This window comes from Streptomyces sp. NBC_00358 (assembly GCF_036099295.1).
In the GTDB taxonomy this organism is placed as follows: domain Bacteria; phylum Actinomycetota; class Actinomycetes; order Streptomycetales; family Streptomycetaceae; genus Streptomyces.
Window position 1 is genome coordinate 3,020,809 of the sequence record NZ_CP107976.1, and the last position, 19,416, is coordinate 3,040,224.

Consider the following 19,416-nt stretch of genomic DNA (forward strand, 5'->3'; position numbering starts at 1 on the left):
ATGCCAGGGCACCGGGCTGGTCCTCACACTCCGGTGTCGTGATCCGGGGCGTCGTCGCCGCGGATCGTCCGGGCCGCACGGCGCAGTTCGTCGAGCACCGTTCGTACGGCCCTGCGTGCCACGCGTTCGGGGCGGTGGAGCACGTCGATGCGCCGTACGGCGTGGACCCCGCTGAGCGGTCGCAGAACCAGCGCGGGATGCGGGCGCGTGGTCCAGCGGGGCATCAGGGCGAGCCCGCCCCCCGCGGCGACCGTCTCCGCGACGACCGAGAACTCGTTGATGCGGTGGACGATGTCGAGCCGCCGGTTCGCGGCGGTCGCGATGGCGTCGATGGTGGCCATCAGCGGGAACCCGTCGTGCACGGTGATCCAGGGCCGGTCGGCGACATCACCCGGGGTCAGTCGCTCCCGGCGGGCCAGCGGATGGTCGGCCGGCATGGCGACGTCGAGGGGTTCGCGCAGCAGGGTGGTCGCGGTGACGGTGCGCGGCCAGGGCGGCGCGTGCGCGAGGTGATGGGCGAGGACGAGGTCGTAGTCCCGTGTCAGCCGGGGGAACTGGTCCTGCGCCACGTCCTCGTCGGCGAACGAGAGCCGTGGGGCCGCCGGGGTCCGGCCGCGCAGCAGGACCGGGAAGAAGGTGGCGCCCGCGCTGTGGAAGGCGGCCACCGACACGTCTCCGGCCGGCTCCTCGACGAACTCGTCCACGCAGTGCCGTGCCCGGGCGAGCGCGCTCTCCACCTCGATCGCCGCACCGGCCAGGGCCCGCCCGGCGTCCGTCAGCACCAGCCGCCGTCCGTCGCGTTCGGTGAGCGGGACGGGGATCGAGCGCTGCAGCAGGCGCAGGTGCTGCGAGATCGCCGAGGGGGTCATCAGCAGCGCCTCCGCGACGGCTGTGACGCTTCCCAGCTCACCGAGTTCCCGCAAGATCCGCAGTTGCCGCTCGTTCACCCGTTCATTGTAGTGATGCTTAAAAGGCGGTGAAGAACTTCGCTCTGTGCTTCAGGGTCGGGGTGCGGGAGCGTGTGGGCGTGTCCCGAGTCCGCAGCACCGACGCGGTGCTTCTCCTTGTCGCCGCCGTCTGGGGTTCCAGTTATCTGGCCGCCAAGACCGCCACTTCGACGCTCCCCGTCCTCCTCGTCCTGTTCGTGCGGTACGGCATCGCGGCCGTCGCCTGTGTCGCCCTCGTCGCCGCCCGGCGCCGGACAGGGCGCTGCACGCGCGACGAGCTCCGCCTCGGGGCGGTGCTGGGGGTCACCCAGGCCGCGGTCCTGGTCCTGGAGACGTACGGTGTCGCGCACACCAGCGCGGCCAACGCGGGCCTGCTCATCAGCCTCACCGTCGTCCTCACCCCGTTGCTGGACCGTACGGCCGGCACGGCCGGGCTGCCGGCGCGCTACTTCGCCGCCACCGGTCTGTGCCTCCTGGCCGTCGGGCTCCTGGTGTCCGGCAGCGGTTTCCACTCGCCCCGGAGCGGCGATCTGCTGATCCTCGCCGCCGCGCTGGTCCGCGCCGCCCATGTGGCGCTCGTGGGGCGGCTCACCGCCCGTCGCTCCGTACGGCCCCTGCACCTGACGGCCGTCCAGACGGTCGTCGGCACCGTCCTGTTCGCGGTGCCGGCCGCCAACGCACTGCCGGCGCTCGGCAGGGTCGATGCCTCGGGCTGGGCGCAGCTTCTCTATCTCGCCCTGTTCTGCAGCGTGTTCGCCTTCCTCGCCCAGACCTGGGCGGTGCAGCGGGGTTCCGCCAGCCGGGCCAGTCTGCTGCTGGGCACCGAGCCGGTCTGGGCCGTCGCGGTCGGCATCGGCATGGGCGGCGAGCACCTCACGGTGCTCACCGCCCTCGGTGCCGTGCTCATGGTCGCCGGAACGTACTGGGGGCAGGCCGTCGAACGCGCCCACCGGACGGTCGTACGCACAGAGGAGCCCCGGCGGGACACGGTCCCCGCGACCGCCTGACCGCCGCTTCAACGCTCACCGCTGCCGCTCCGCTCGGCTCCGCTACTCGACGCCGATCAGCAGCAGCGCGCCCTGGCGCCCGCCCCGGTACACCACGGTGTCCACCGCGAGATACGACTCCCGTACCCGGGACTCCAGGTGCGCGGCGATGGTCTCGGGGGCCTCGTCGCCCAGGACGAGGGTGACCATCTCGCCGCCCGCCGCCAGCATGCGGTCGAGGACGGTCTCCGCCGTGGTGGTGAGGTCGGCGCCGATGATCGCGACGTCGCCGTCGATGAGGCCGAGGACGTCCCCGGCCTGGCAGATCCCGGCCATGGTCCAGGACTGCCGTTCGGCGACGGCGACCTCGGCGTAGCGGGTGGCGCCCGCCGCCGAGGTCATCGCGACGACGTCCTCGTCGAAGCGGCGCTCGGGTTCGTGCACGGCGAGCGCGGCGATGCCCTGCACCGCGGACCTGGTCGGGATCAGCGCGACCCGGACGCCCTCGGCGCGGGCCTGTTCGGCGGCCGCCGCCGCGGTGTGCCGCAGGTCGGCGTCGTTGGGCAGCAGCACCACCTCGCGCGCGTGGGCCCGTCGTACGGCCTCCACGAGCTCCCCGCTGGCGGGCGGCTCCCCCGGCCGCGCCAGCACGGTGGTCGCCCCCGCCTCCGTGTACAGCCCGGCCAGGCCCTCGCCCGGCACGACGGCCACGACGGCGCGCTGCGCCCGCTCGCGGGGCGGACGCCCGGCCCCGGCGCCGGTGTGCACGTCGCCGAGACCGAAGTGGGTGATCCGGATGCGGTGCGGCCGGCCCGCCTCGACGCCCGCCTCGACGGCCGCGCCCGCGTCGTCCACATGCACATGGACGTTCCACAGTCCGTCGCCGCCGACCACGACCAGGGAGTCGCCGAGCCCGTCGAGCCGGTCCCGCAGACGGTCCACGGCGGCGTCCTCGGCCTCCAGGAGGTAGATCACCTCGAAGGCGGGGTTGCCGTCCCCCGCGGCCCCGTCCGCGCAGACGTCCGTCGCGTCGGTCCCGCCGGACCCGTTGGACCCGTCGGCCCGGTACGCGGCCGGACCAGGGCGCTCGCCCGCACCGGCTCGGCCGGCTGGGCCGGCTCCCGGTCGGGTGTCCCGGGAGCCGGGGGTTCCGGCCTCGGGGACACCGGACGCCCCGGACGCGGCCGTGGCATCGGGAACGGGCTCCGCACCGCGCCCGGTGAGGCCCGCGCAGGCCCCGGGTGTCCTCGGCGCCTCCCCCGTGAACGTCTGGACCAGCGCCGCCAGTACCGCCACCAGCCCCCGGCCGCCCGCGTCGACCACACCGGCGTGCTCCAGGACGGCCAGTTGCCCGGTGGTCTCGGCGAGCGCGGCGCAGGCTCCCTCGTAGGCCTCGTTCGCGACCGCGGCGCAGTCCCCCTCGACGCCGAAGGCGGCTTCGGCGGCGGCCGAGGCGACGGTGAGGACCGTTCCCTCGACGGGGTGCGCGACGGCCTTGCGCGCGGAATCGGCGGCGTTGCGCAGGGCGAGGCGCATGCCCGCGCCGTCGGTGTGAGCCGTCTCACTGTCGGCGGCGAGCACCTGCGCCATGCCCCGCAGCAGTTGCGCGAGGATGGTTCCGGAGTTGCCCCGGGCTCCGATCAGGGCGCCGTGCGCCATCGCCCGCGCCGCGTCGGCGAGGGGAACACCGCTCCCGTCCGCGGCCCCGACGCCTGAGGCCGCCACGACGTCTTCGGCCGGCCCGTGCCCCGCGGCGGGCTCGTCCCGCCCCGGGGCCCCGGGGGCCATCGCCTCGTGACCCGCGAACACCGCCTCGACCGCGGCCGCGGCCGATTCCATCGTCAGATACAGGTTCGTCCCGGTGTCCCCGTCGGCGACCGGGTAGACATTGATCGCGTCGATCTCCTCGCGCGCGCGGCCCAGGGCCTCCAGCGCGAGGCCGCACCAGGTGCGCACCGCGAGAGCATCGAATGTCTGCGGCACCTGCGGCACCTGCGCCTCCTTGGGCTGCTGGACGTGGGACGCAGCGTAGACCCAGAAAGGGTTACTGCCGGTAGAGGGCCCCGAGGAGGGCGGAGTCGCGGACCGGCAGGTCATGGTAGTTTCGTTCTCCGGACGCAGTCGTTGTATGCTGCTCCAGTTGCCCGATCCGATCGGGCCATCCCCCTGGCACCGCCACTCAGATCCTAGATCTTGATTCTCGGCATGCCGGGATCAACCGTAAGTGCATCTGAAGTCTTTGGAGTGACCCGTGGCTGCCAACTGCGACGTCTGCGGCAAGGGGCCGGGCTTCGGCAACAACATCTCGCACTCGCACCGCCGTACACCGCGTCGCTGGAACCCCAACATCCAGCGCGTTCGTACCGTGGTGGGCGGGACGCCGAAGCGCGTGAACGCTTGCACCTCGTGCATCAAGGCCGGCAAGGTCACGCGCTGACAACCGCTAGCGCGCGGCCACTGCTGGTACGTCTGCACTGAGCCCGTCCACCTCACGGTGGGCGGGTTTTTTGCTGCCTTCTTTTACTGTCTTCCTTTGCTGCCTCCGTCCTTCCCGCCTCCGTGCGTGCGTGTGGGGCGCCGGGACGCCGCGCGTCCCGGCGCCCCACACGTGCGTCTCAGGACTCGATGTCCCCGAAGTGGTCCCAGCCGCCCTTGCTCGTCCAGGGGGCGCCGTCCACGGTGACCTGGGGCAGGGCCGACGGGTTGAGGACCTCACCGATCACCTTCCAGCGCGCGGGCAGCTTCACGTCCGGCGGGAAGGTGGCGACGATCGCGTGGTCCTCGCCACCGGTGAGCACCCACTGGATGGGGTCGACGCCGACGGCCTGGCCGATGTCGTTCATCTGGGACGGGACGTCGATGTCCCCGGAGCGGATGTCGATGCGCACCTTGCTCGCCTCGGCGATGTGCCCGAGGTCGGCGATCAGCCCGTCGCTGACGTCCGTCATCGAGGTCGCGCCGAGCCCGGCGGCCGCCGGACCCGCGTGGTACGGCGGTTCGGGCCGGCGGTGCGCCTCGACGAAGGCGCGCGGCGAGCGGAAGCCCCGCGAGAGCACCGCGAACCCCGCGGCGGACCAGCCCAGCCAGCCGGTCACGGCGACGACGTCACCGGGCTGCGCGCCACCCCGGGTGACCGGCTCGTGGTTGCGCAGATCGCCGAGCGCGGTGATCGCGATGGTGATGGTCTCGCCCCGTACGACATCCCCTCCGACCACGGCCGCGCCCGCGACCTGGCACTCGTCGCGCAGCCCGTCCATCAGCTCGGAGGGCCAGGTGGCCGGGAGTTCGGCGGGCACGACCAGGCCGAGCAGCAGCGCGGTCGGGACGGCGCCCATCGCGGCGATGTCCGCGAGGTTCTGCGCGGCCGCCTTGCGGCCGACGTCGTACGCCGTGGACCAGTCGCGGCGGAAGTGCCGTCCTTCGAGGAGGATGTCGGTGCTCGCCACGACCCTGCGGTCCGGCGCGGCGACCACCGCGGCGTCGTCGCCGGGTCCGACCCGGACGGCCGGGGTGGTGGTGAGACGCGAGGTGAGCTCTCGGATGAGCCCGAACTCCCCCAACTCGCCCACGGTGCCCTTCATGATCGTCGTGCTCCCTCTGTCGCTGCTCGTGCCCGGTCGCGAGCCGTCTGAGTACTCGGTACGGTCGAGTTGACCGTCAACTTGCGCAGTCCCTCCACCCCGGCGCGCGAGCCCCAGTCACCGCGGGTCTCCCCGTGGCGCGCGGCAACGCGATACCGTGGCGTTCCTTTTCCCCACATGATCCTCGTGGCCGCCCTGGAGGTTCCGTGGTACAGGCGTACATCCTGATCCAGACGGAGGTCGGCAAAGCGTCGACCGTCGCCGAGACGATCAGCAAGATCCCGGGGGTGATCACGGCCGAGGACGTGACAGGACCGTACGACGTCATCGTGCGCGCCCAGGCCGACACCGTCGATGACCTCGGTCGCATGGTGGTCGCCAAGGTCCAGCAAGTGGACGGCATCACCCGCACCCTGACCTGCCCGGTCGTGCACCTGTAGCCCCCGTCTACCCTTGGCCGGTGAACTTCTTCCGTCACCGGCGCACCGCTCTCCTCGGGCCGCCCGCTCTCGCGGCGCTGATCGCGATCGCGGGCTGCTCCTCAGCAGACGACAACGCGTCCGTCGCGGTTCCGACTCCGGACGCGAAGGTCACCGAGCTGTGCCAGAACCTGGACAGGGCGCTGCCGAGGACGGTGGACGGCCACGGCCGTGAGGACCCGCAGCCCCGGTCCGCGCTGACCGCGGGCTGGGGAAGCCCGGCGATCATACTGCGCTGCGGTGTCGAGCGGCCTCCGAAGATGGTCGATCCGAAGGTGGCGACCGGCGACGACCCGAAGGCGGTCGGCGGGGGTGTGAACGGCGTCGACTGGCTGATGGAGAAGCAGGACGACGGGACGACCCGCCTCACCACCGCTTCGCGTCTGGCGTACGTCCAGGTCACGGTGCCCGGGAGCGTCGATGTCTCCGGAGTGCTCGTCGACCTGGCCGCATCCGTCAAGAAGGCGATCCCCAAGGGGATCGCCGACTGACACCGTGGTTCCGCGGGTTGCTCAGCGCAGTCCCGTGGACCGCCGCAGCGCCGCCTGGATCAGGCGGTCGACGAGCTCCGAGTAACCGACGCCCGTCTCCTGCCACATGCGCGGGTACATGGAGATCGGCGTGAAGCCCGGCATCGTGTTGATCTCGTTGATCACGAACTCGCCGTCCTCGGTGAGGAAGAAGTCCGCGCGGACCAGGCCCTCGCAGGAGGCCGCTTCGAAGGCCTCGACGGCGAGCCGGCGTACCTCCGCGGTCTGCTCACCGGTCAGCGGCGCGGGCACGATCCCGTCGGCCGAGTCGATGTACTTGGCCTCGAAGTCGTAGAAGGCGTGCGACTGCACGGGCGGGATCTCCGCGGGGACCGAGGCGCGCGGCCCGTCCTCGAACTCCAGGACCCCGCACTCGATCTCGCGGCCGCGCAGCAGCGCCTCCACGATGATCTTCGGGTCGTGCCGCTGGGCCTCCGCGATGGCCTCGTCGAGGCCCGAGAGGTCGTCGACCTTGGTGATGCCGAACGACGAACCCGCGCGCGCGGGCTTCACGAAGAGCGGCCAGCCGTGCTCGCCCGCGAAGTCGACGATCTTCTTGCGGGCGGCGGACTCGTCCTGCTGCCACTCACGCGGCCGGATCACCACGTACGGGCCCACCTTGAGGCCGAACGAGGTGAACACCCGCTTCATGTAGTCCTTGTCCTGACCGACGGCCGAGGCGAGGACGCCCGAGCCGACGTAGGGGACCCCGGACAGCTCCAGGAGGCCCTGGAGGGTGCCGTCCTCGCCGTACGGGCCGTGCAGCATCGGGAAGACGACGTCGACCTCGCCGAGCGCCTTGGGGACCGAACCGGGCTCGTTGTAGACGACTTCGCGGTTGGCCGGGTCGACGGGGAGCACCACGCCGCCCTCGCCGGACTCGGCGAGCTGCTCGACGCTGGGCTGCCTGCGGTCGATGATCGCCATGCGTTCCGGCTCGTCCGCGGTGAGCGCCCAACGGCCGTCCTGTGTGATGCCGATCGGCAGTACGTCGTACTTCGTACGGTCGATGGCGCTGAGGACGGCGCCGGCCGTGACCACGGAGATCCCGTGTTCGGAGCTGCGGCCGCCGAAGACGACGGCCACACGCGGCTTGCGAGGCGGCTGCTCAGGGTTCTGGGAGAGGTTCTCGGTGCTCATATCGGGTTGAGAGTACCCGGTGGTACGGCGGTGAGTCAGCGCCCCACGACGGCCGTTGCTCAGCGTCGTACCCACCGTTGCGGAGCGTCGCCCACCTGGCGGTTCGCCGGGCGCCTCAGCGGCGTTCGGACTTCGCGCTGCGCGACATCAGCTCCTTGAGGGCGACCACCGGGGGCTTGCCCTCGTGGACGATGCTGACGACGGTCTCCGTGATCGGCATGTCGACACCGTGCCTGCGGGCCAGATCCAGCACGGACTCACAGGACTTGACGCCCTCGGCGGTCTGCCGGGTGACCGCGATGGTCTCCTGGAGGGTCATGCCCCTGCCGAGGTTGATGCCGAAGGTGTGGTTGCGGGAGAGCGGCGAGGAGCAGGTCGCGGCCAGGTCCCCGAGTCCGGCGAGGCCCGAGAACGTCATCGGGTCGGCGCCCATGACGAGTCCGAGCCGGGTGGTCTCGGCCAGACCGCGGGTGATCAGCGAGCCCTTGGCGTTGTCGCCCAGGCCCATGCCGTCGGCGATGCCGACGGCGAGACCGATCACGTTCTTGACCGCGCCGCCGAGTTCACAGCCCACCACGTCGGTGTTCGTGTACGGGCGGAAGTACGGGGTGTGGCAGGCGGTCTGGATGCGCCGGGCCACCTCCTCGTCGCGGCAGGCGACGACGCCCGCCGCGGGCATCCGCTGGGCGACCTCCTTGGCGAGGTTGGGCCCGGTGACGACGGCGACACGGTCCGCGGAGACCTTGGCGACCTCCTCGATGACCTCGCTCATCCGCTTCACGGTGCCGAGTTCGACGCCCTTCATGAGGGAGACGAGCACGGTGTCCGGGGCGAGCAGCGGCACCCACTCCGCGAGGTTCCCGCGCAGTGTCTGGGAGGGCACGGCGAGCACGGTGAAGTCGGCGTCGCGCGCGGCCTCGGCCGGGTCCGCGGTGGCCCGCAGGTTCTCCGGTAGCTCGATCCCGGGGAGGTAGTCCGGGTTCATCCGCGTGGAGTTGACCGCGTCGGCGAGTTCGGGACGGCGCGCCCACAGGGTGACGTCGCACCCCGCGTCGGCGAGCACCATGCCGAAGGCCGTGCCCCACGATCCGGTCCCGAAGACGGCCGCCCTGACCGGCTTGCTCACGTGCCCTGCCCTTCTTCCTGCTGTGCTCGGGCCTTGGCCGCGGCCTTGCGGCGCTGCGCGACACGCACCTCGCGCGGGTCGTACACCTTCTCGGGCGCCTTCTCGCCGCGGACCAGCTCCAGCTGCGCGGTGATGGCGGCCATGATGACCTCCGTGACCTCCTTCAGGAGGTCCGGGTTCATCTCCCGGTCGTAGAAGCGCGAGAGGTCCACCGGCGGGCCCGCGAGCACGCGGTGGGTCTTGCGCGGAAGGATGTTGGGCTTCTTGGCGTACGGGGGCAGCAGTTCGTTGGCGCCCCACTGGGCGACCGGGATCACCGGGCACCTGGTCTGCAGGGCCACCCTCGCCGCACCGGTCTTGCCGGTCATCGGCCAGCCGTCGGGGTCACGGGTGAGCGTGCCCTCGGGGTAGAACGCCACGCACTCACCGCGTTCCACGGCGTCGATCGCGGCCCGGAAGGCACTCAGCGCGTCGGTGCTCTCGCGGTAGACGGGAATCTGTCCGGTGCCGCGCATCGCGGCGCCGACGAATCCCTTCTTGAAAAGGCCGGCCTTCGCCAGGAAGCGCGGAACACGCCCGGTGTTGTACTGGTAGTGCGCATACGCGAACGGGTCCACGTGGGAATTGTGGTTCACCGCGGTGATAAATCCGCCCTCGGCCGGAATGTTCTCCATTCCACGCCAGTCCCGCTTGATCAGAACCACCAGCGGCGGTTTGCAGAGAACCGCAGCGAAGCGGTACCAGAAGCCGATTCTGCGGCGGGGCACGCGGACACCTTCCTCTAGAGCCTGGGGGGCCGCACAAGTGTCGCTCCAGGCCGCCTGTCTGTCGAGAACACCGTACGCCCCGACGTCCTGACCGCCAGGGTGACCGGGTCACAATAGGGCGTGACTGGAGAGGGCGGAGCGCTCGTGCGGTGGACCTTGGTCATACCCCTCAAACCCTTGGCCCGCGCCAAGAGCAGGCTGGCGGACACGGCCTCCGACCTACTGCGCCCTGGCCTGGCCCTCGCGTTCGCGCAGGACACCGTGGCGGCGGCGCTGGCCTGCGGCGCGGTCCGGGATGTGGCGGTCGTCACGGGCGACGCCCTGGCCGGGCGGGAGCTGTCCGCCCTCGGCGCGCGCATCGTCGCGGACGAACCGGGAGGGGGCCTCAACGCGGCGCTGGCGCACGGAGCGGGGGTCGTACGGTCCCATGATCCCGAAAGTGCCGTTGCGGCCCTGAACGCCGATCTGCCCGCTCTGCGGCCTTTGGAATTGGCCCGGGTGCTGGGTGCCGCCGCCGAATTCCCCCGCGCTTTTCTGGCCGATGCGGCTGCAATCGGCACCACTCTCCTGGCCGCTTCCCCGGGCATGGAATTGCTCCCCGCTTTCGGCGGCGATTCCCGGGCCCGCCATCGCACCTCCGGAGCCGCGGAACTCCGGCTCGACGCGGTGGATTCGGTGCGCCAGGACGTGGACACCCGGGACGATCTGCGGGCGGCGCTGAGGCTCGGCGTGGGGCCGCGCACGGCCGCCGCGGCGGCGCGCCTGCTGATTCCCGGGCAGTAGGCGGCGGTCCCGGCCCGGCCCCGGCGGCCCGCGTCCCGCCCGTTCTCACCGGCCCCGGGTTCACGGCCGCCGGAAGGCTCCGGCCGGACGGCACGGAGCCCGCACGGGCCGGAAGGCGGCCCGGCGGGCCCTCGCGGACGGGAATCCCCTCGCACGGCGCTCCGCGCGGTGAGGTCAGTAGGCTGCCCCCATGCAGGCGACCTCGTACACGTACGACCCCGAGACCCGCAGCGGACAGGTGCTGCTCGACGACGGCACCCCGGTGCCCTTCGACGGGCCGGCGTTCGACGCCGGCGGGCTGCGGCTGCTGCGGCCGGGGCAGCGCGTACGGATCGAGACCGAGGGCGAGGGCGCGCAGCGCCGGATCACCCTGATCACGCTGCAGACGTTCTGAACACGCCGCGGGCCGGGCTCCCCTGGGGAGCCCGGCCCGGCGCGTGAGATGCCCCTGCGCCCGGCTTCTAGCGGGCGGTGGCCTTCTTGGCAGTGGTCTTGCGAGCCGCCGACTTCTTGGCGGGGGCCTTCTTGGCCGTGGCCTTCTTCGCCGGAGCCTTCTTGGCCGCGGTCTTCTTGGCGGCGGTCGTCTTGGCCGTCGTCTTCTTGGCGGCGGCGGTCTTGGCCGTCGTCTTCTTCGCCGCGGTCTTCTTCACGGCGGCGGTGGTCTTCTTCGCGACCGCCTTCTTCGCCACGGTCTTCCTGACCGCCGCCTTCTTGGCGGTGGTGGCCTTCTTGGCCGCCGCCTTCTTCACCGTCGCGGAAGCTCCGCCGGAGAGGCTGCCCTTCGGGGCCTTCTTGACCGCGACATCGTTCTTCGGGAGCTTCTTCGAGCCGCTCACCAGGTCCTTGAACCCCTGACCGGCACGGAAGCGCGGCACGGAGGTCTTCTTGACCCGAACACGCTCACCCGTCTGCGGGTTGCGGGCGTAACGAGCAGGACGGTCAACCTTCTCGAAGGAACCGAAGCCGGTGACCGAGACCCGGTCTCCGCCGACAACCGCACGGACGATGGCGTCCAGTACCGCGTCGACCGCGTCGGCGGCCTGCTGACGCCCGCCGACCTTGTCGGCAATCGCTTCTACGAGCTGCGCCTTGTTCACGTCTTCCCCTTCGGAGACATTGCCCGAACGAATGCGTTCAAGCTTTTTCGCACGTTAGGCAGATATATACCGCAAATCAAACACGAAACGGGCTAATCACCCTTGTGCCGCAACGAACTCGGGCCGCAGCGCAGTTCGTCAGCGTTCCTCTTCGAGGAATCGACCCTCGTCGAGGTCGGTGGTGAACCGCTCCAGACGCCTTGTCGCATCGGCGAGATCGTGCTTGGCCGCGGCCGTAATGACCAGCAGCTTCCGGGTCAGCGCCATCCGTACGCCCTCCGGGACTTGCAGTGCGCGCACTCTTGTGTGCGCTTCCTTGAGTTGGGCCGCGACTGCCGTGTAGAGCTCGAGTTGGCCGTCACGTTCCATGCACAGATTGTGCCATCTGGGGCGAGTTGTCGCCTGCGCAGGGGGTAACTGCCGCCCCCCGGAGGCCTCCTGACCACCCTGGCCGGAAGTCGCCCCTGTGTGCGCGTACCCAAGCAACCTCCTTTGTAACTAAGGGAGTTGACAGGGTTCTCAAGGGCACGCGGGAGCCGTCCGGGAGCGGAAACAGCTGTACCCCCAACCGTCCACGATTGGGGGTACAGAGGGGTGTTGCGGTGGCTGAAATCAGTCTTGCCGGGGCCGCGACCGGGCCCGGCGGTCAGACCTGCAGCGTCTTCGGCTTGTGCGACGGCCGCTTGGCCTCGTACGCCGCGATGTCGGCCTCGTTCTGGAGGGTGATGGAGATGTCGTCCAGCCCGTTCAGCAGCCGCCAGCGGGCGTTCTCGTCGAGCTCGAAGGCGGCGGTGATGCCCTCGGCGCGCACCTCACGGGACTCCAGGTCGACCGTGATCTCGGCCTCGGGGTCCTTCTCCGACAGTTCCTGGAGCGCGTCCACGATCTTCTGCTCCAGAACCACCGTGAGCAGGCCGTTCTTGAGCGAGTTGCCGCGGAAGATGTCGGCGAAACGGGACGAGACGACGGCCTTGAAGCCGTAGTTCTGGAGCGCCCAGACGGCGTGCTCGCGGGAGGAGCCCGTACCGAAGTCGGGCCCCGCCACCAGAACCGTGGCGCCCCTGCGCTCGGGCTGGTTGAGGATGAAGGACGGGTCCTTGCGCCAGGCCTCGAAGAGGCCGTCCTCGAAGCCGTCCCTGGTCACCTTCTTGAGCCAGTGGGCGGGGATGATCTGGTCGGTGTCGACGTTGCTGCGGCGCAGCGGGACGGCCCGGCCGGTGTGCGTGGTGAATGCTTCCATGGCTCTCAGACTCCAGCGGGCACAGGGGCGTCGGACAGGTCGGCCGGGGAGGCCAGGCGGCCGGCGACCGCCGAGGCCGCGGCGACCTCGGGCGACACCAGGTGCGTACGGCCGCCCTTGCCCTGCCTGCCCTCGAAGTTGCGGTTGGAGGTGGAGGCGGAGCGCTCACCGGGGGCAAGCTGGTCGGGGTTCATGCCCAGGCACATCGAGCAGCCCGCGTGCCGCCATTCGGCGCCGGCCTCCTTGAAGACCACGTCCAGGCCCTCGGAGACGGCCTGCAGACCGACCCGCGCGGAGCCGGGGACGACCAGCATCCGTACGCCGTCGGCGACTTTGCGGCCCTCGACGACCGCGGCGGCCGCCCGCAGGTCCTCGATACGGCCGTTGGTGCAGGAACCTACGAAGACGGTGTCGACCTTGATGTCGCGCAGCGGCTGTCCGGCGGTCAACCCCATGTATTCCAGGGCCTTTTCGGCGGAGTGGCGCTCCGAAGCGTCTTCGTACGAAGCCGGGTCGGGGACGTTCGCCGAAAGCGGCGCTCCCTGGCCGGGGTTGGTGCCCCAGGTGACGAACGGCGACAGCGAGGCGGCGTCGATGACGACCTCCGCGTCGAATTCGGCGTCGTCGTCGGACTTCAGGGTCTTCCAGTACGCGACCGCGGCGTCCCACTCCTCGCCCTCGGGGGCGTGCGCACGGCCCTTGAGGTAGGCGAAGGCGGTCTCGTCGGGGGCGATCATGCCCGCGCGGGCGCCGGCCTCGATCGACATGTTGCAGATGGTCATCCGGGCCTCCATCGAGAGCTTCTCGATGGCGGAGCCGCGGTATTCCAGGATGTAGCCCTGGCCGCCGCCGGTACCGATCTTGGCGATGATCGCCAGGATCAGGTCCTTGGCGCTGACGCCGTCGGGCAGCTCGCCGTCGACCGTGATGGCCATGGTCTTCGGGCGGGCCAGCGGCAGCGTCTGGGTGGCCAGCACATGCTCGACCTGCGAGGTGCCGATGCCGAACGCCAGGGCGCCGAAGGCACCGTGCGTGGAGGTGTGGGAGTCACCGCAGACCACGGTGGTGCCCGGCTGGGTCAGACCGAGCTGCGGTCCCACCACGTGCACCACGCCCTGCTCGACGTCGCCCAGCGAGTGCAGCCGCACGCCGAACTCGGCGGCGTTCTTGCGCAGCGTCTCCAACTGGACCCGGGAGACCGGGTCCGCGATGGGCTTGTCGATGTCGAGCGTCGGGGTGTTGTGATCCTCGGTGGCGATGGTGAGGTCGAGTCGGCGCACCGGGCGCCCCGCCTGACGCAGACCGTCGAAGGCCTGCGGGCTGGTCACCTCGTGCAGCAGGTGCAGATCGATGAAGAGGAGGTCGGGTTCGCCATCGGCGCGCCGGACGACATGGTCGTCCCAGACCTTCTCCGCGAGTGTCCTACCCATCGCTTTCCCTCCGGCCGGCTTGTGTGGCGCCGGCCCAACTAGAGATTTCCGGGGCGGTTGAACGTCCGTACCCCTCGTACCGGACGTCGTCCGCCGGACCCGTTGGTTCGCGGGCCGCTGTGTCTACAAGGGTGGCGCGTTCCACCGGAAATTGAACTTGCGTTTCACAGAGTGAGACGCGAGTATCGTTTCATGGACAACAGTAGCGGCGTCGGCGTTCTGGACAAGGCAGCCCTTGTCCTGAGCGCTCTGGAGTCCGGTCCGGCCACCCTCGCGGGCCTGGTCGCGGCGACCGGACTGGCACGACCCACGGCACATCGCCTCGCCGTGGCACTTGAACACCACCGCATGGTGGCGCGCGACATGCAGGGCCGTTTCATTCTCGGACCCCGGCTCGCCGAACTGGCCGCGGCGGCGGGTGAGGATCGTCTCCTCGCGACGGCGGGCCCGGTGCTCACTCACCTGAGGGACATCACGGGCGAGAGCGCGCAGCTCTACCGCCGCCAGGGCGACATGCGTATCTGCGTCGCCGCGGCCGAGCGGCTGTCCGGACTTCGGGACACCGTCCCGGTCGGCTCCACGCTCACGATGAAGGCCGGCTCCTCGGCCCAGATCCTGATGGCCTGGGAGGAGCCCGAGCGGCTGCACCGCGGTCTGCAGGGCGCCCGCTTCACCGCCACCGCCCTGTCGGGAGTACGACGCCGCGGCTGGGCCCAGTCGATCGGCGAGCGCGAGCCGGGCGTGGCGTCCGTCTCCGCGCCGGTCCGCGGCCCGTCGAACCGTGTCGTGGCCGCCGTCTCGGTCTCCGGGCCGATCGAGCGGCTGAGCCGTCACCCGGGCCGTATGCACGCCCAGGCGGTCATCGACGCGGCCGGCCGTCTCTCCGAGGCCCTGCGCCGCACGGGCTGACCTTCGCTCCACCGCTCCACTCCCGCGCGCGACGGGACGGGCCGGCCTCAACGCCGCGGCAGGCCCTCCCCGAAGCGCCCCGTCCCGTTCGCGGGGTGTACCGGCCGCAGCGGCCTCGGTGCACCCCGCTCCTCTTTTCCCGCGTGAGCGAACTCATGGCGCGGCAGGCCTGGTTGATCTCCGGCCGGCGTGTCGGCCGCCGTACCGGGATCGCGCCCGGGAACGCCGAAAGGGTCCCCACCGAAGTGGAGACCCTTGCGGACCGTGTACCCCCGACCGGATTCGAACCGGCGCTACTGCCGTGAGAGGGCAGCGTGCTAGGCCGCTACACAACGGGGGCCTGAATCATGCGTTTCCGCAGATCAGAAGCTGGGCTACCAGGACTCGAACCTAGAATGACGGTACCAGAAACCGTAGTGTTGCCAATTACACCATAGCCCATGGTGGTTAGACCGTACCCCCGACCGGATTCGAACCGGCGCTACTGCCGTGAGAGGGCAGCGTGCTAGGCCGCTACACAACGGGGGCCCTAGCGATCCTGCATGAGGGGCAGCGGGTGCGACCCGAACTGCCTCCCTGGGAAGGATCTGTACCCCCGACCGGATTCGAACCGGCGCTACTGCCGTGAGAGGGCAGCGTGCTAGGCCGCTACACAACGGGGGCGTTGCGGATACTGGATCTCCGCGTGCGCAGATGAGCTCTGCGAGCTGGCCTACCAGGACTCGAACCTAGAATGACGGTACCAGAAACCGTAGTGTTGCCAATTACACCATAGGCCACTGAAACGCAACCCCACAAGGGGATTTTGTTTTAGCTAGCTCCTCCGGGCTCCGGCCTTTCGGCCCGCTCCCGGCGGCGCAGAAGGAACATTACCCGAAGGTGGACCACGCTCCAAAACGGGTATCCGCGCCGAGGACCGCGGGCAACTCGGCGAGCGAGGCGATGCGATGCGGAGCCGTCGGCCCGGCGGTGCCGGCGGAGTGGACGCCGTCGCGGTCGATCCAGACCGAGAGCAGACCCGCGTCCGCGGCCCCCCGTCCGTCGATCTCCGGATGGTCCCCGACGTAGGCGACCCGGTGCGGCGGCAGCCCCAGGGCCTCGCAGGCCGCGTGGAACGCGGCCGCGGCGGGCTTGGAGACGCCGAGCTCGGCGGCGCACAGGATCGCCTCGAAGCGGTCGTGCACACCGAGGACGCGCAGCTTGCGGTCCTGCACGAGGAGGCTGGAGTTGGACAGGACCGCGTGCCGGTGGCTGGCGCCGAGGGCGTCCAGGGCGGGCAGGACGTCCGGGAAGAGGCTCCAGGCGCGTTCGTAGTGCGTGATGTACCGGTCGAACCACGCGTCGGCCTCGGTGTCGCTCAGCGGCTCCCCCAGGAACACCCTGACGCGCTCCCGGCGCTGGCCCGGCCAGTCCGTCTCACCCGCCGAGAACCTCGCCCACTGCGCGTCGGTGACCTCCCGCCAGCGCGCGAGGGCCTGCTCGACGGTCGTCCGGCCGTCGAGCAGGCCCTCGGCCGCGAGATGGTCGCGCATGCCGGCCCGGTCCGCGGCCGTGTAGTCGAAGAGCGTGTCGTCGATGTCCCAGACCACGGCGTCGATCCCCATGGACCGACCGTATCGCCGGGCGCGGCCCGCTGTCCCCCGGCCGGTCGCGGTCGTACGCGTTCGACCGCGACCGCTACGGGTCGAGGTCCGCCTCACAGGCAAGGGGGGTGGTGCCCGGACCGGGCACCACCCCCCCTCACCTAAGTCCTGCACCTACGCCGCGAGCCGCTCCAGCGCGGCGTCGACACGGGCCAGCGTCTTCTCCTTGCCCAGGACCTCCAGGGACTCGAAGAGCGGCAGGCCGACCGTGCGGCCGGTGACGGCGACCCGGACCGGGGCCTGCGCCTTGCCGAGCTTGAGGCCGTGCTCCTCACCGGCGGCCAGGACGGCCTCCTTGAGGGACTCCGGGGAGGACCAGTCGGCCGCGTCCAGCTTCTCGCGGGCCGTGCGGAGCAGGGCGTCGCTGCCCTCCTTCATGGCCTTCGTCCAGGAGGCCTCGTCGACGGCCGGCTCCGGCAGGAACAGGAAGTCGACGTTGTCCGTGATCTCGGAGAGGACCTTCATGCGCGACTGGGCGTGCGGGGCGATCGCCTGCCACTTCGCCTCGTCGAAGTCCTCCGGCGCCCAGGGTGCGAAGGGGGCGCGCAGCCAGGGGGCGCAGCGCTCGGTGAAGTCCTTCACATCGAGCAGGCGGATGTGGTCGGCGTTGATCGCCTCGCACTTCTTCAGGTCGAAGCGGGCCGGGTTCGGGTTCACGTCCGTGACGTCGAACGCGGCGACCATCTCGTCGATGGAGAAGATGTCGCGGTCCGCAGCGAGCGACCAGCCGAGCAGGGAGAGGTAGTTCAGCAGGCCCTCGGGAAGGAACCCGCGCTCCCGGTAGAGGTTGAGCGAGGACTCCGGGTCGCGCTTGGAGAGCTTCTTGTTGCCCTCGCCCATCACGTACGGGAGGTGGCCGAAGGCGGGGGTCTCCTTGGCGATGCCCAGCTCGGTCAGCGCCTTGTAGAGGGCGATCTGCCGGGGGGTGGAGGAGAGCAGGTCCTCGCCGCGCAGGACGTGGGTGATCTCCATCAGCGCGTCGTCGACGGGGTTGACCAGCGTGTACAGCGGGGCGCCGTTCGCCCGGACGATGCCGTAGTCCGGGACGTTCTCCGGGAGGTACGTGATCTCGCCGCGGACCAGGTCGTCGAAGGTGATCGCCTCGTCGGGCATCCGGAAGCGGACGATGGGCTTGCGGCCCTCGGCCTCGTAGGCGGCCTTCTGCTCGGCGGAGAGGTCGCGGCAGTGGCCGTCGTAGCCGGAGGGCCTGCCGGCGGCACGGGCCGCGTCGCGGCGGGTGTCCAGCTCCTCGGTCGAGCAGTAGCAGTGGTACGCGTGGCCCGCGTCCTGGAGCTTGCGGGCGACATCCTGGTAGATGTCCATGCGCTGCGACTGGCGGTACGGCGCGTGCGGGCCGCCGATCTCGGGGCCCTCGTCCCAGTCGAAGCCCAGCCAGCGCATCGAGTCGAGCAGTTGGTCGTAGGACTCCTCGGAGTCACGGGCCGCGTCGGTGTCCTCGATGCGGAAGACCAGGGTGCCTTCGTTGTGCCGGGCGAACGCCCAGTTGAACAGGGCGGTGCGGACCAGGCCCACGTGGGGGTTGCCGGTCGGGGACGGACAGAAACGTACGCGGGGGGTCGCGTTAGCCACGCTTGATCACCTTGTTGGTGAGAGTGCCGATGCCTTCGATGGTGACGGCGACCTCGTCGCCGACGTTCAGGGGGCCGACCCCAGCCGGGGTGCCGGTGAGGATCACGTCGCCGGGGAGCAGCGTCATGGCCTCGGTGATGTTGACGATCAGATCCTCGATGGAGTGGATCATCTCGCTGGTGCGGCCGAGCTGCCGCTGCTGCCCGTTGACCGTGCACTGGATCGTGAGGTCGGCGGGGTCCAGGTCCGTCTCCACCCAGGGGCCGAGCGGGCAGGAGCTGTCGAAGCCCTTGGCGCGGGCCCACTGCTTCTCGCGCTTCTGCACATCGCGGGCGGTGACGTCGTTGGCGCAGGTGTAACCGAGGATGACGTCCTTGACGCGCTCGCGCGGGACCTCGCGGCACATGCGGCCGATGACGACGGCGAGCTCGGCCTCGTGGTGCAGCTCGCTGGAGAACGAGGGGTACTGGATCGGGTCGCCGGAACCGATCACCGAGGTCGACGGCTTGAAGAAGGCGAACGGGGCGTCGGGCACCTCGTTGCCGAGCTCCTTGGCGTGCTCCGCGTAGTTGCGGCCGAAGGCCACGACCTTGTTCGGGAGCACCGGCGGCAGCAGCCGGACCTTGCTCAGCGGGACCTTCGTACCGGAGAGCTCGAAGTCCGCGAACGGGATGCCCTTGATGATGTCGAGGACGAGCTCGTCCGGCTTGTCGCCCTCGACCGCGCCGAAAGCGACGTTGCCGTCGATGGAGAATCTGGCGATGCGCACGGGATCCTTGCGCCCCTCACTGAGCTGGCTGGAGTCTGACGCTCCAGGCTAACGCGGCAAGGGGTGCGGGCTTCGCGTATATCCGCCGGCCCGGTGAACGACGGGCCGTCCGTCCGGGCGGCGAGTGACCCGAGGGGGCCGCGCGCCGGGCGCGGGCCCCCTCGGTCACACCGTGCCCACCGCGCTCACTCCGCGGCGGAGGCCGCCACGGGGACGTCCATGAGGACCGTGCGGCGGGGGTTGGCGGTCTGGAGGGGAAGGGTCACCGAGTGCTCCGGCCGCTCCGGCGTCCGCAGGGCGTCGGCGTCCTCGAGGTGCGCCAGCGTCGTGCGTCGCGGATTGGCTATGTTGCGGAACATCATCGTCGTCTTCACCGTTTTGCTCGACCTTGTCGTCCTG

The 19,416-nt window shown here is 70.8% G+C and carries 21 protein-coding genes and 5 tRNA genes; 7 read left to right on the forward strand and 19 right to left on the reverse strand.

Annotated features, from left to right (window positions below; genetic code table 11):
- Window positions 1–23 precede the first annotated feature (23 nt).
- Window positions 24–947, reverse strand: coding sequence for a LysR family transcriptional regulator (locus OHT01_RS12410; RefSeq protein WP_328553201.1), 924 nt, complete (start codon window positions 945–947; stop codon window positions 24–26).
- A gap of 80 nt (window positions 948–1,027) precedes the next feature.
- On the opposite strand from OHT01_RS12410, the gene OHT01_RS12415 reads away from it, so the two are divergent.
- A complete protein-coding gene (locus tag OHT01_RS12415) occupies window positions 1,028–1,954 on the forward strand; it encodes a DMT family transporter (RefSeq protein ID WP_328553202.1) in 927 nt (308 codons plus the stop codon).
- A gap of 42 nt (window positions 1,955–1,996) precedes the next feature.
- Here OHT01_RS12415 and OHT01_RS12420 read toward each other — a convergent pair whose 3' ends face one another.
- Window positions 1,997–3,925 carry a DAK2 domain-containing protein gene (locus OHT01_RS12420; protein ID WP_328553203.1) on the reverse strand — a complete coding sequence of 643 codons (1,929 nt, stop codon included), beginning with the start codon at window positions 3,923–3,925 and terminating at the stop codon, window positions 1,997–1,999.
- A 259-nt stretch (window positions 3,926–4,184) separates the two neighbouring features.
- Here OHT01_RS12420 and rpmB point away from each other — a divergent pair, with 259 nt between their 5' ends.
- Complete coding sequence (rpmB, locus tag OHT01_RS12425) at window positions 4,185–4,370, forward strand: 50S ribosomal protein L28 (protein WP_037625034.1); 186 nt, start codon at window positions 4,185–4,187, stop codon at window positions 4,368–4,370.
- Window positions 4,371–4,548: 178 nt separating this feature from the next.
- On the opposite strand, the gene OHT01_RS12430 is transcribed toward rpmB, so the two are convergent.
- Complete coding sequence (locus OHT01_RS12430; RefSeq protein WP_328553204.1) at window positions 4,549–5,514, reverse strand: thiamine-phosphate kinase; 966 nt, start codon at window positions 5,512–5,514, stop codon at window positions 4,549–4,551.
- Between the two features lie 206 nt (window positions 5,515–5,720).
- Between OHT01_RS12430 and OHT01_RS12435 the strand changes: the two genes are divergently transcribed.
- Window positions 5,721–5,954: an Lrp/AsnC family transcriptional regulator gene (locus tag OHT01_RS12435; protein ID WP_328553205.1), complete on the forward strand. Its 234-nt coding sequence runs from the start codon at window positions 5,721–5,723 to the stop codon at window positions 5,952–5,954.
- Window positions 5,955–5,974: 20 nt separating this feature from the next.
- Window positions 5,975–6,484 carry a DUF3515 domain-containing protein gene (locus OHT01_RS12440; RefSeq protein ID WP_328553206.1) on the forward strand — a complete coding sequence of 170 codons (510 nt, stop codon included), beginning with the start codon at window positions 5,975–5,977 and terminating at the stop codon, window positions 6,482–6,484.
- A gap of 21 nt (window positions 6,485–6,505) precedes the next feature.
- Here the strand turns inward: OHT01_RS12440 and OHT01_RS12445 are convergent, their stop codons facing one another.
- The 3 genes from OHT01_RS12445 to OHT01_RS12455 all read right to left on the reverse strand — a co-directional run bounded on the left by OHT01_RS12445 (window position 6,506) and on the right by OHT01_RS12455 (window position 9,556).
- Window positions 6,506–7,663: a D-alanine--D-alanine ligase family protein gene (locus tag OHT01_RS12445; RefSeq protein ID WP_328553207.1), complete on the reverse strand. Its 1,158-nt coding sequence runs from the start codon at window positions 7,661–7,663 to the stop codon at window positions 6,506–6,508.
- 115 nt (window positions 7,664–7,778) lie between these two features.
- A complete protein-coding gene (locus OHT01_RS12450; protein ID WP_328553208.1) occupies window positions 7,779–8,789 on the reverse strand; it encodes an NAD(P)H-dependent glycerol-3-phosphate dehydrogenase in 1,011 nt (336 codons plus the stop codon).
- The gene (locus OHT01_RS12455; protein WP_328553209.1) at window positions 8,786–9,556 is read right to left on the reverse strand and encodes a lysophospholipid acyltransferase family protein; all 771 of its coding nucleotides are present in this window, start codon (window positions 9,554–9,556) and stop codon (window positions 8,786–8,788) included. Before OHT01_RS12455 ends, OHT01_RS12450 begins: the two co-directional genes overlap by 4 nt.
- Window positions 9,557–9,700: 144 nt before the next feature.
- On the opposite strand from OHT01_RS12455, the gene cofC reads away from it, so the two are divergent.
- Window positions 9,701–10,339, forward strand: coding sequence for a 2-phospho-L-lactate guanylyltransferase (gene cofC, locus OHT01_RS12460; protein ID WP_328553210.1), 639 nt, complete (start codon window positions 9,701–9,703; stop codon window positions 10,337–10,339).
- A 190-nt stretch (window positions 10,340–10,529) separates the two neighbouring features.
- A complete protein-coding gene (locus tag OHT01_RS12465; RefSeq protein ID WP_328553211.1) occupies window positions 10,530–10,733 on the forward strand; it encodes a hypothetical protein in 204 nt (67 codons plus the stop codon).
- Between the two features lie 67 nt (window positions 10,734–10,800).
- Here OHT01_RS12465 and OHT01_RS12470 read toward each other — a convergent pair whose 3' ends face one another.
- The 4 genes from OHT01_RS12470 to leuC form a co-directional block, all read right to left on the reverse strand.
- Window positions 10,801–11,436, reverse strand: a complete 636-nt coding sequence (locus OHT01_RS12470; RefSeq protein WP_328553212.1) for an HU family DNA-binding protein — start codon at window positions 11,434–11,436, stop codon at window positions 10,801–10,803.
- 138 nt (window positions 11,437–11,574) lie between these two features.
- Window positions 11,575–11,805 carry a hypothetical protein gene (locus OHT01_RS12475; RefSeq protein WP_328553213.1) on the reverse strand — a complete coding sequence of 77 codons (231 nt, stop codon included), beginning with the start codon at window positions 11,803–11,805 and terminating at the stop codon, window positions 11,575–11,577.
- A gap of 277 nt (window positions 11,806–12,082) precedes the next feature.
- On the reverse strand, window positions 12,083–12,676 hold the full coding sequence (gene leuD, locus OHT01_RS12480) for a 3-isopropylmalate dehydratase small subunit (protein ID WP_328553214.1): 594 nt from the start codon (window positions 12,674–12,676) through the stop codon (window positions 12,083–12,085).
- Window positions 12,677–12,681: 5 nt separating this feature from the next.
- Window positions 12,682–14,106: a 3-isopropylmalate dehydratase large subunit gene (leuC, locus tag OHT01_RS12485; protein WP_328553215.1), complete on the reverse strand. Its 1,425-nt coding sequence runs from the start codon at window positions 14,104–14,106 to the stop codon at window positions 12,682–12,684.
- Between the two features lie 192 nt (window positions 14,107–14,298).
- Between leuC and ndgR the strand changes: the two genes are divergently transcribed.
- On the forward strand, window positions 14,299–15,015 hold the full coding sequence (ndgR, locus tag OHT01_RS12490) for an IclR family transcriptional regulator NdgR (RefSeq protein ID WP_081219617.1): 717 nt from the start codon (window positions 14,299–14,301) through the stop codon (window positions 15,013–15,015).
- 267 nt (window positions 15,016–15,282) lie between these two features.
- On the opposite strand, the gene OHT01_RS12495 is transcribed toward ndgR, so the two are convergent.
- The 9 genes from OHT01_RS12495 to OHT01_RS12535 form a co-directional block, all read right to left on the reverse strand.
- A tRNA-Glu gene (locus OHT01_RS12495) sits at window positions 15,283–15,355 on the reverse strand.
- A 29-nt stretch (window positions 15,356–15,384) separates the two neighbouring features.
- Window positions 15,385–15,456, reverse strand: a tRNA-Gln gene (locus OHT01_RS12500).
- 14 nt (window positions 15,457–15,470) lie between these two features.
- Window positions 15,471–15,543 (reverse strand) — tRNA-Glu (locus tag OHT01_RS12505).
- Window positions 15,544–15,605: 62 nt separating this feature from the next.
- Window positions 15,606–15,678, reverse strand: a tRNA-Glu gene (locus OHT01_RS12510).
- A gap of 44 nt (window positions 15,679–15,722) precedes the next feature.
- Window positions 15,723–15,794, reverse strand: a tRNA-Gln gene (locus OHT01_RS12515).
- 90 nt (window positions 15,795–15,884) lie between these two features.
- Window positions 15,885–16,619, reverse strand: a complete 735-nt coding sequence (locus tag OHT01_RS12520; RefSeq protein WP_328553216.1) for an HAD family hydrolase — start codon at window positions 16,617–16,619, stop codon at window positions 15,885–15,887.
- Between the two features lie 153 nt (window positions 16,620–16,772).
- Window positions 16,773–18,248: a glutamate--tRNA ligase gene (gltX, locus tag OHT01_RS12525; RefSeq protein ID WP_328553217.1), complete on the reverse strand. Its 1,476-nt coding sequence runs from the start codon at window positions 18,246–18,248 to the stop codon at window positions 16,773–16,775.
- Complete coding sequence (locus OHT01_RS12530; RefSeq protein WP_328553218.1) at window positions 18,241–19,017, reverse strand: fumarylacetoacetate hydrolase family protein; 777 nt, start codon at window positions 19,015–19,017, stop codon at window positions 18,241–18,243. The genes gltX and OHT01_RS12530 overlap by 8 nt, the downstream gene beginning before the upstream one ends.
- Window positions 19,018–19,202: 185 nt before the next feature.
- Entirely contained in the window at window positions 19,203–19,391 is a 189-nt protein-coding gene (locus OHT01_RS12535; RefSeq protein ID WP_328553219.1) for a hypothetical protein, read from the reverse strand.
- Between the last annotated feature and the right edge of the window lie 25 nt (window positions 19,392–19,416).

Coding starts and splice junctions, on each gene's coding strand:
- OHT01_RS12445 (WP_328553207.1), bottom strand. CDS start 7,663: ATGAGCACCGAGAACCTCTCCCAGAACCCTGAGCAGCCGCCTCGCAAG.
- ndgR (WP_081219617.1), top strand. CDS start 14,299: ATGGACAACAGTAGCGGCGTCGGCGTTCTGGACAAGGCAGCCCTTGTC.
- OHT01_RS12465 (WP_328553211.1), top strand. CDS start 10,530: ATGCAGGCGACCTCGTACACGTACGACCCCGAGACCCGCAGCGGACAG.
- OHT01_RS12520 (WP_328553216.1), bottom strand. CDS start 16,619: ATGGGGATCGACGCCGTGGTCTGGGACATCGACGACACGCTCTTCGAC.
- OHT01_RS12430 (WP_328553204.1), bottom strand. CDS start 5,514: ATGAAGGGCACCGTGGGCGAGTTGGGGGAGTTCGGGCTCATCCGAGAG.
- OHT01_RS12475 (WP_328553213.1), bottom strand. CDS start 11,805: ATGGAACGTGACGGCCAACTCGAGCTCTACACGGCAGTCGCGGCCCAA.
- leuD (WP_328553214.1), bottom strand. CDS start 12,676: ATGGAAGCATTCACCACGCACACCGGCCGGGCCGTCCCGCTGCGCCGC.
- leuC (WP_328553215.1), bottom strand. CDS start 14,106: ATGGGTAGGACACTCGCGGAGAAGGTCTGGGACGACCATGTCGTCCGG.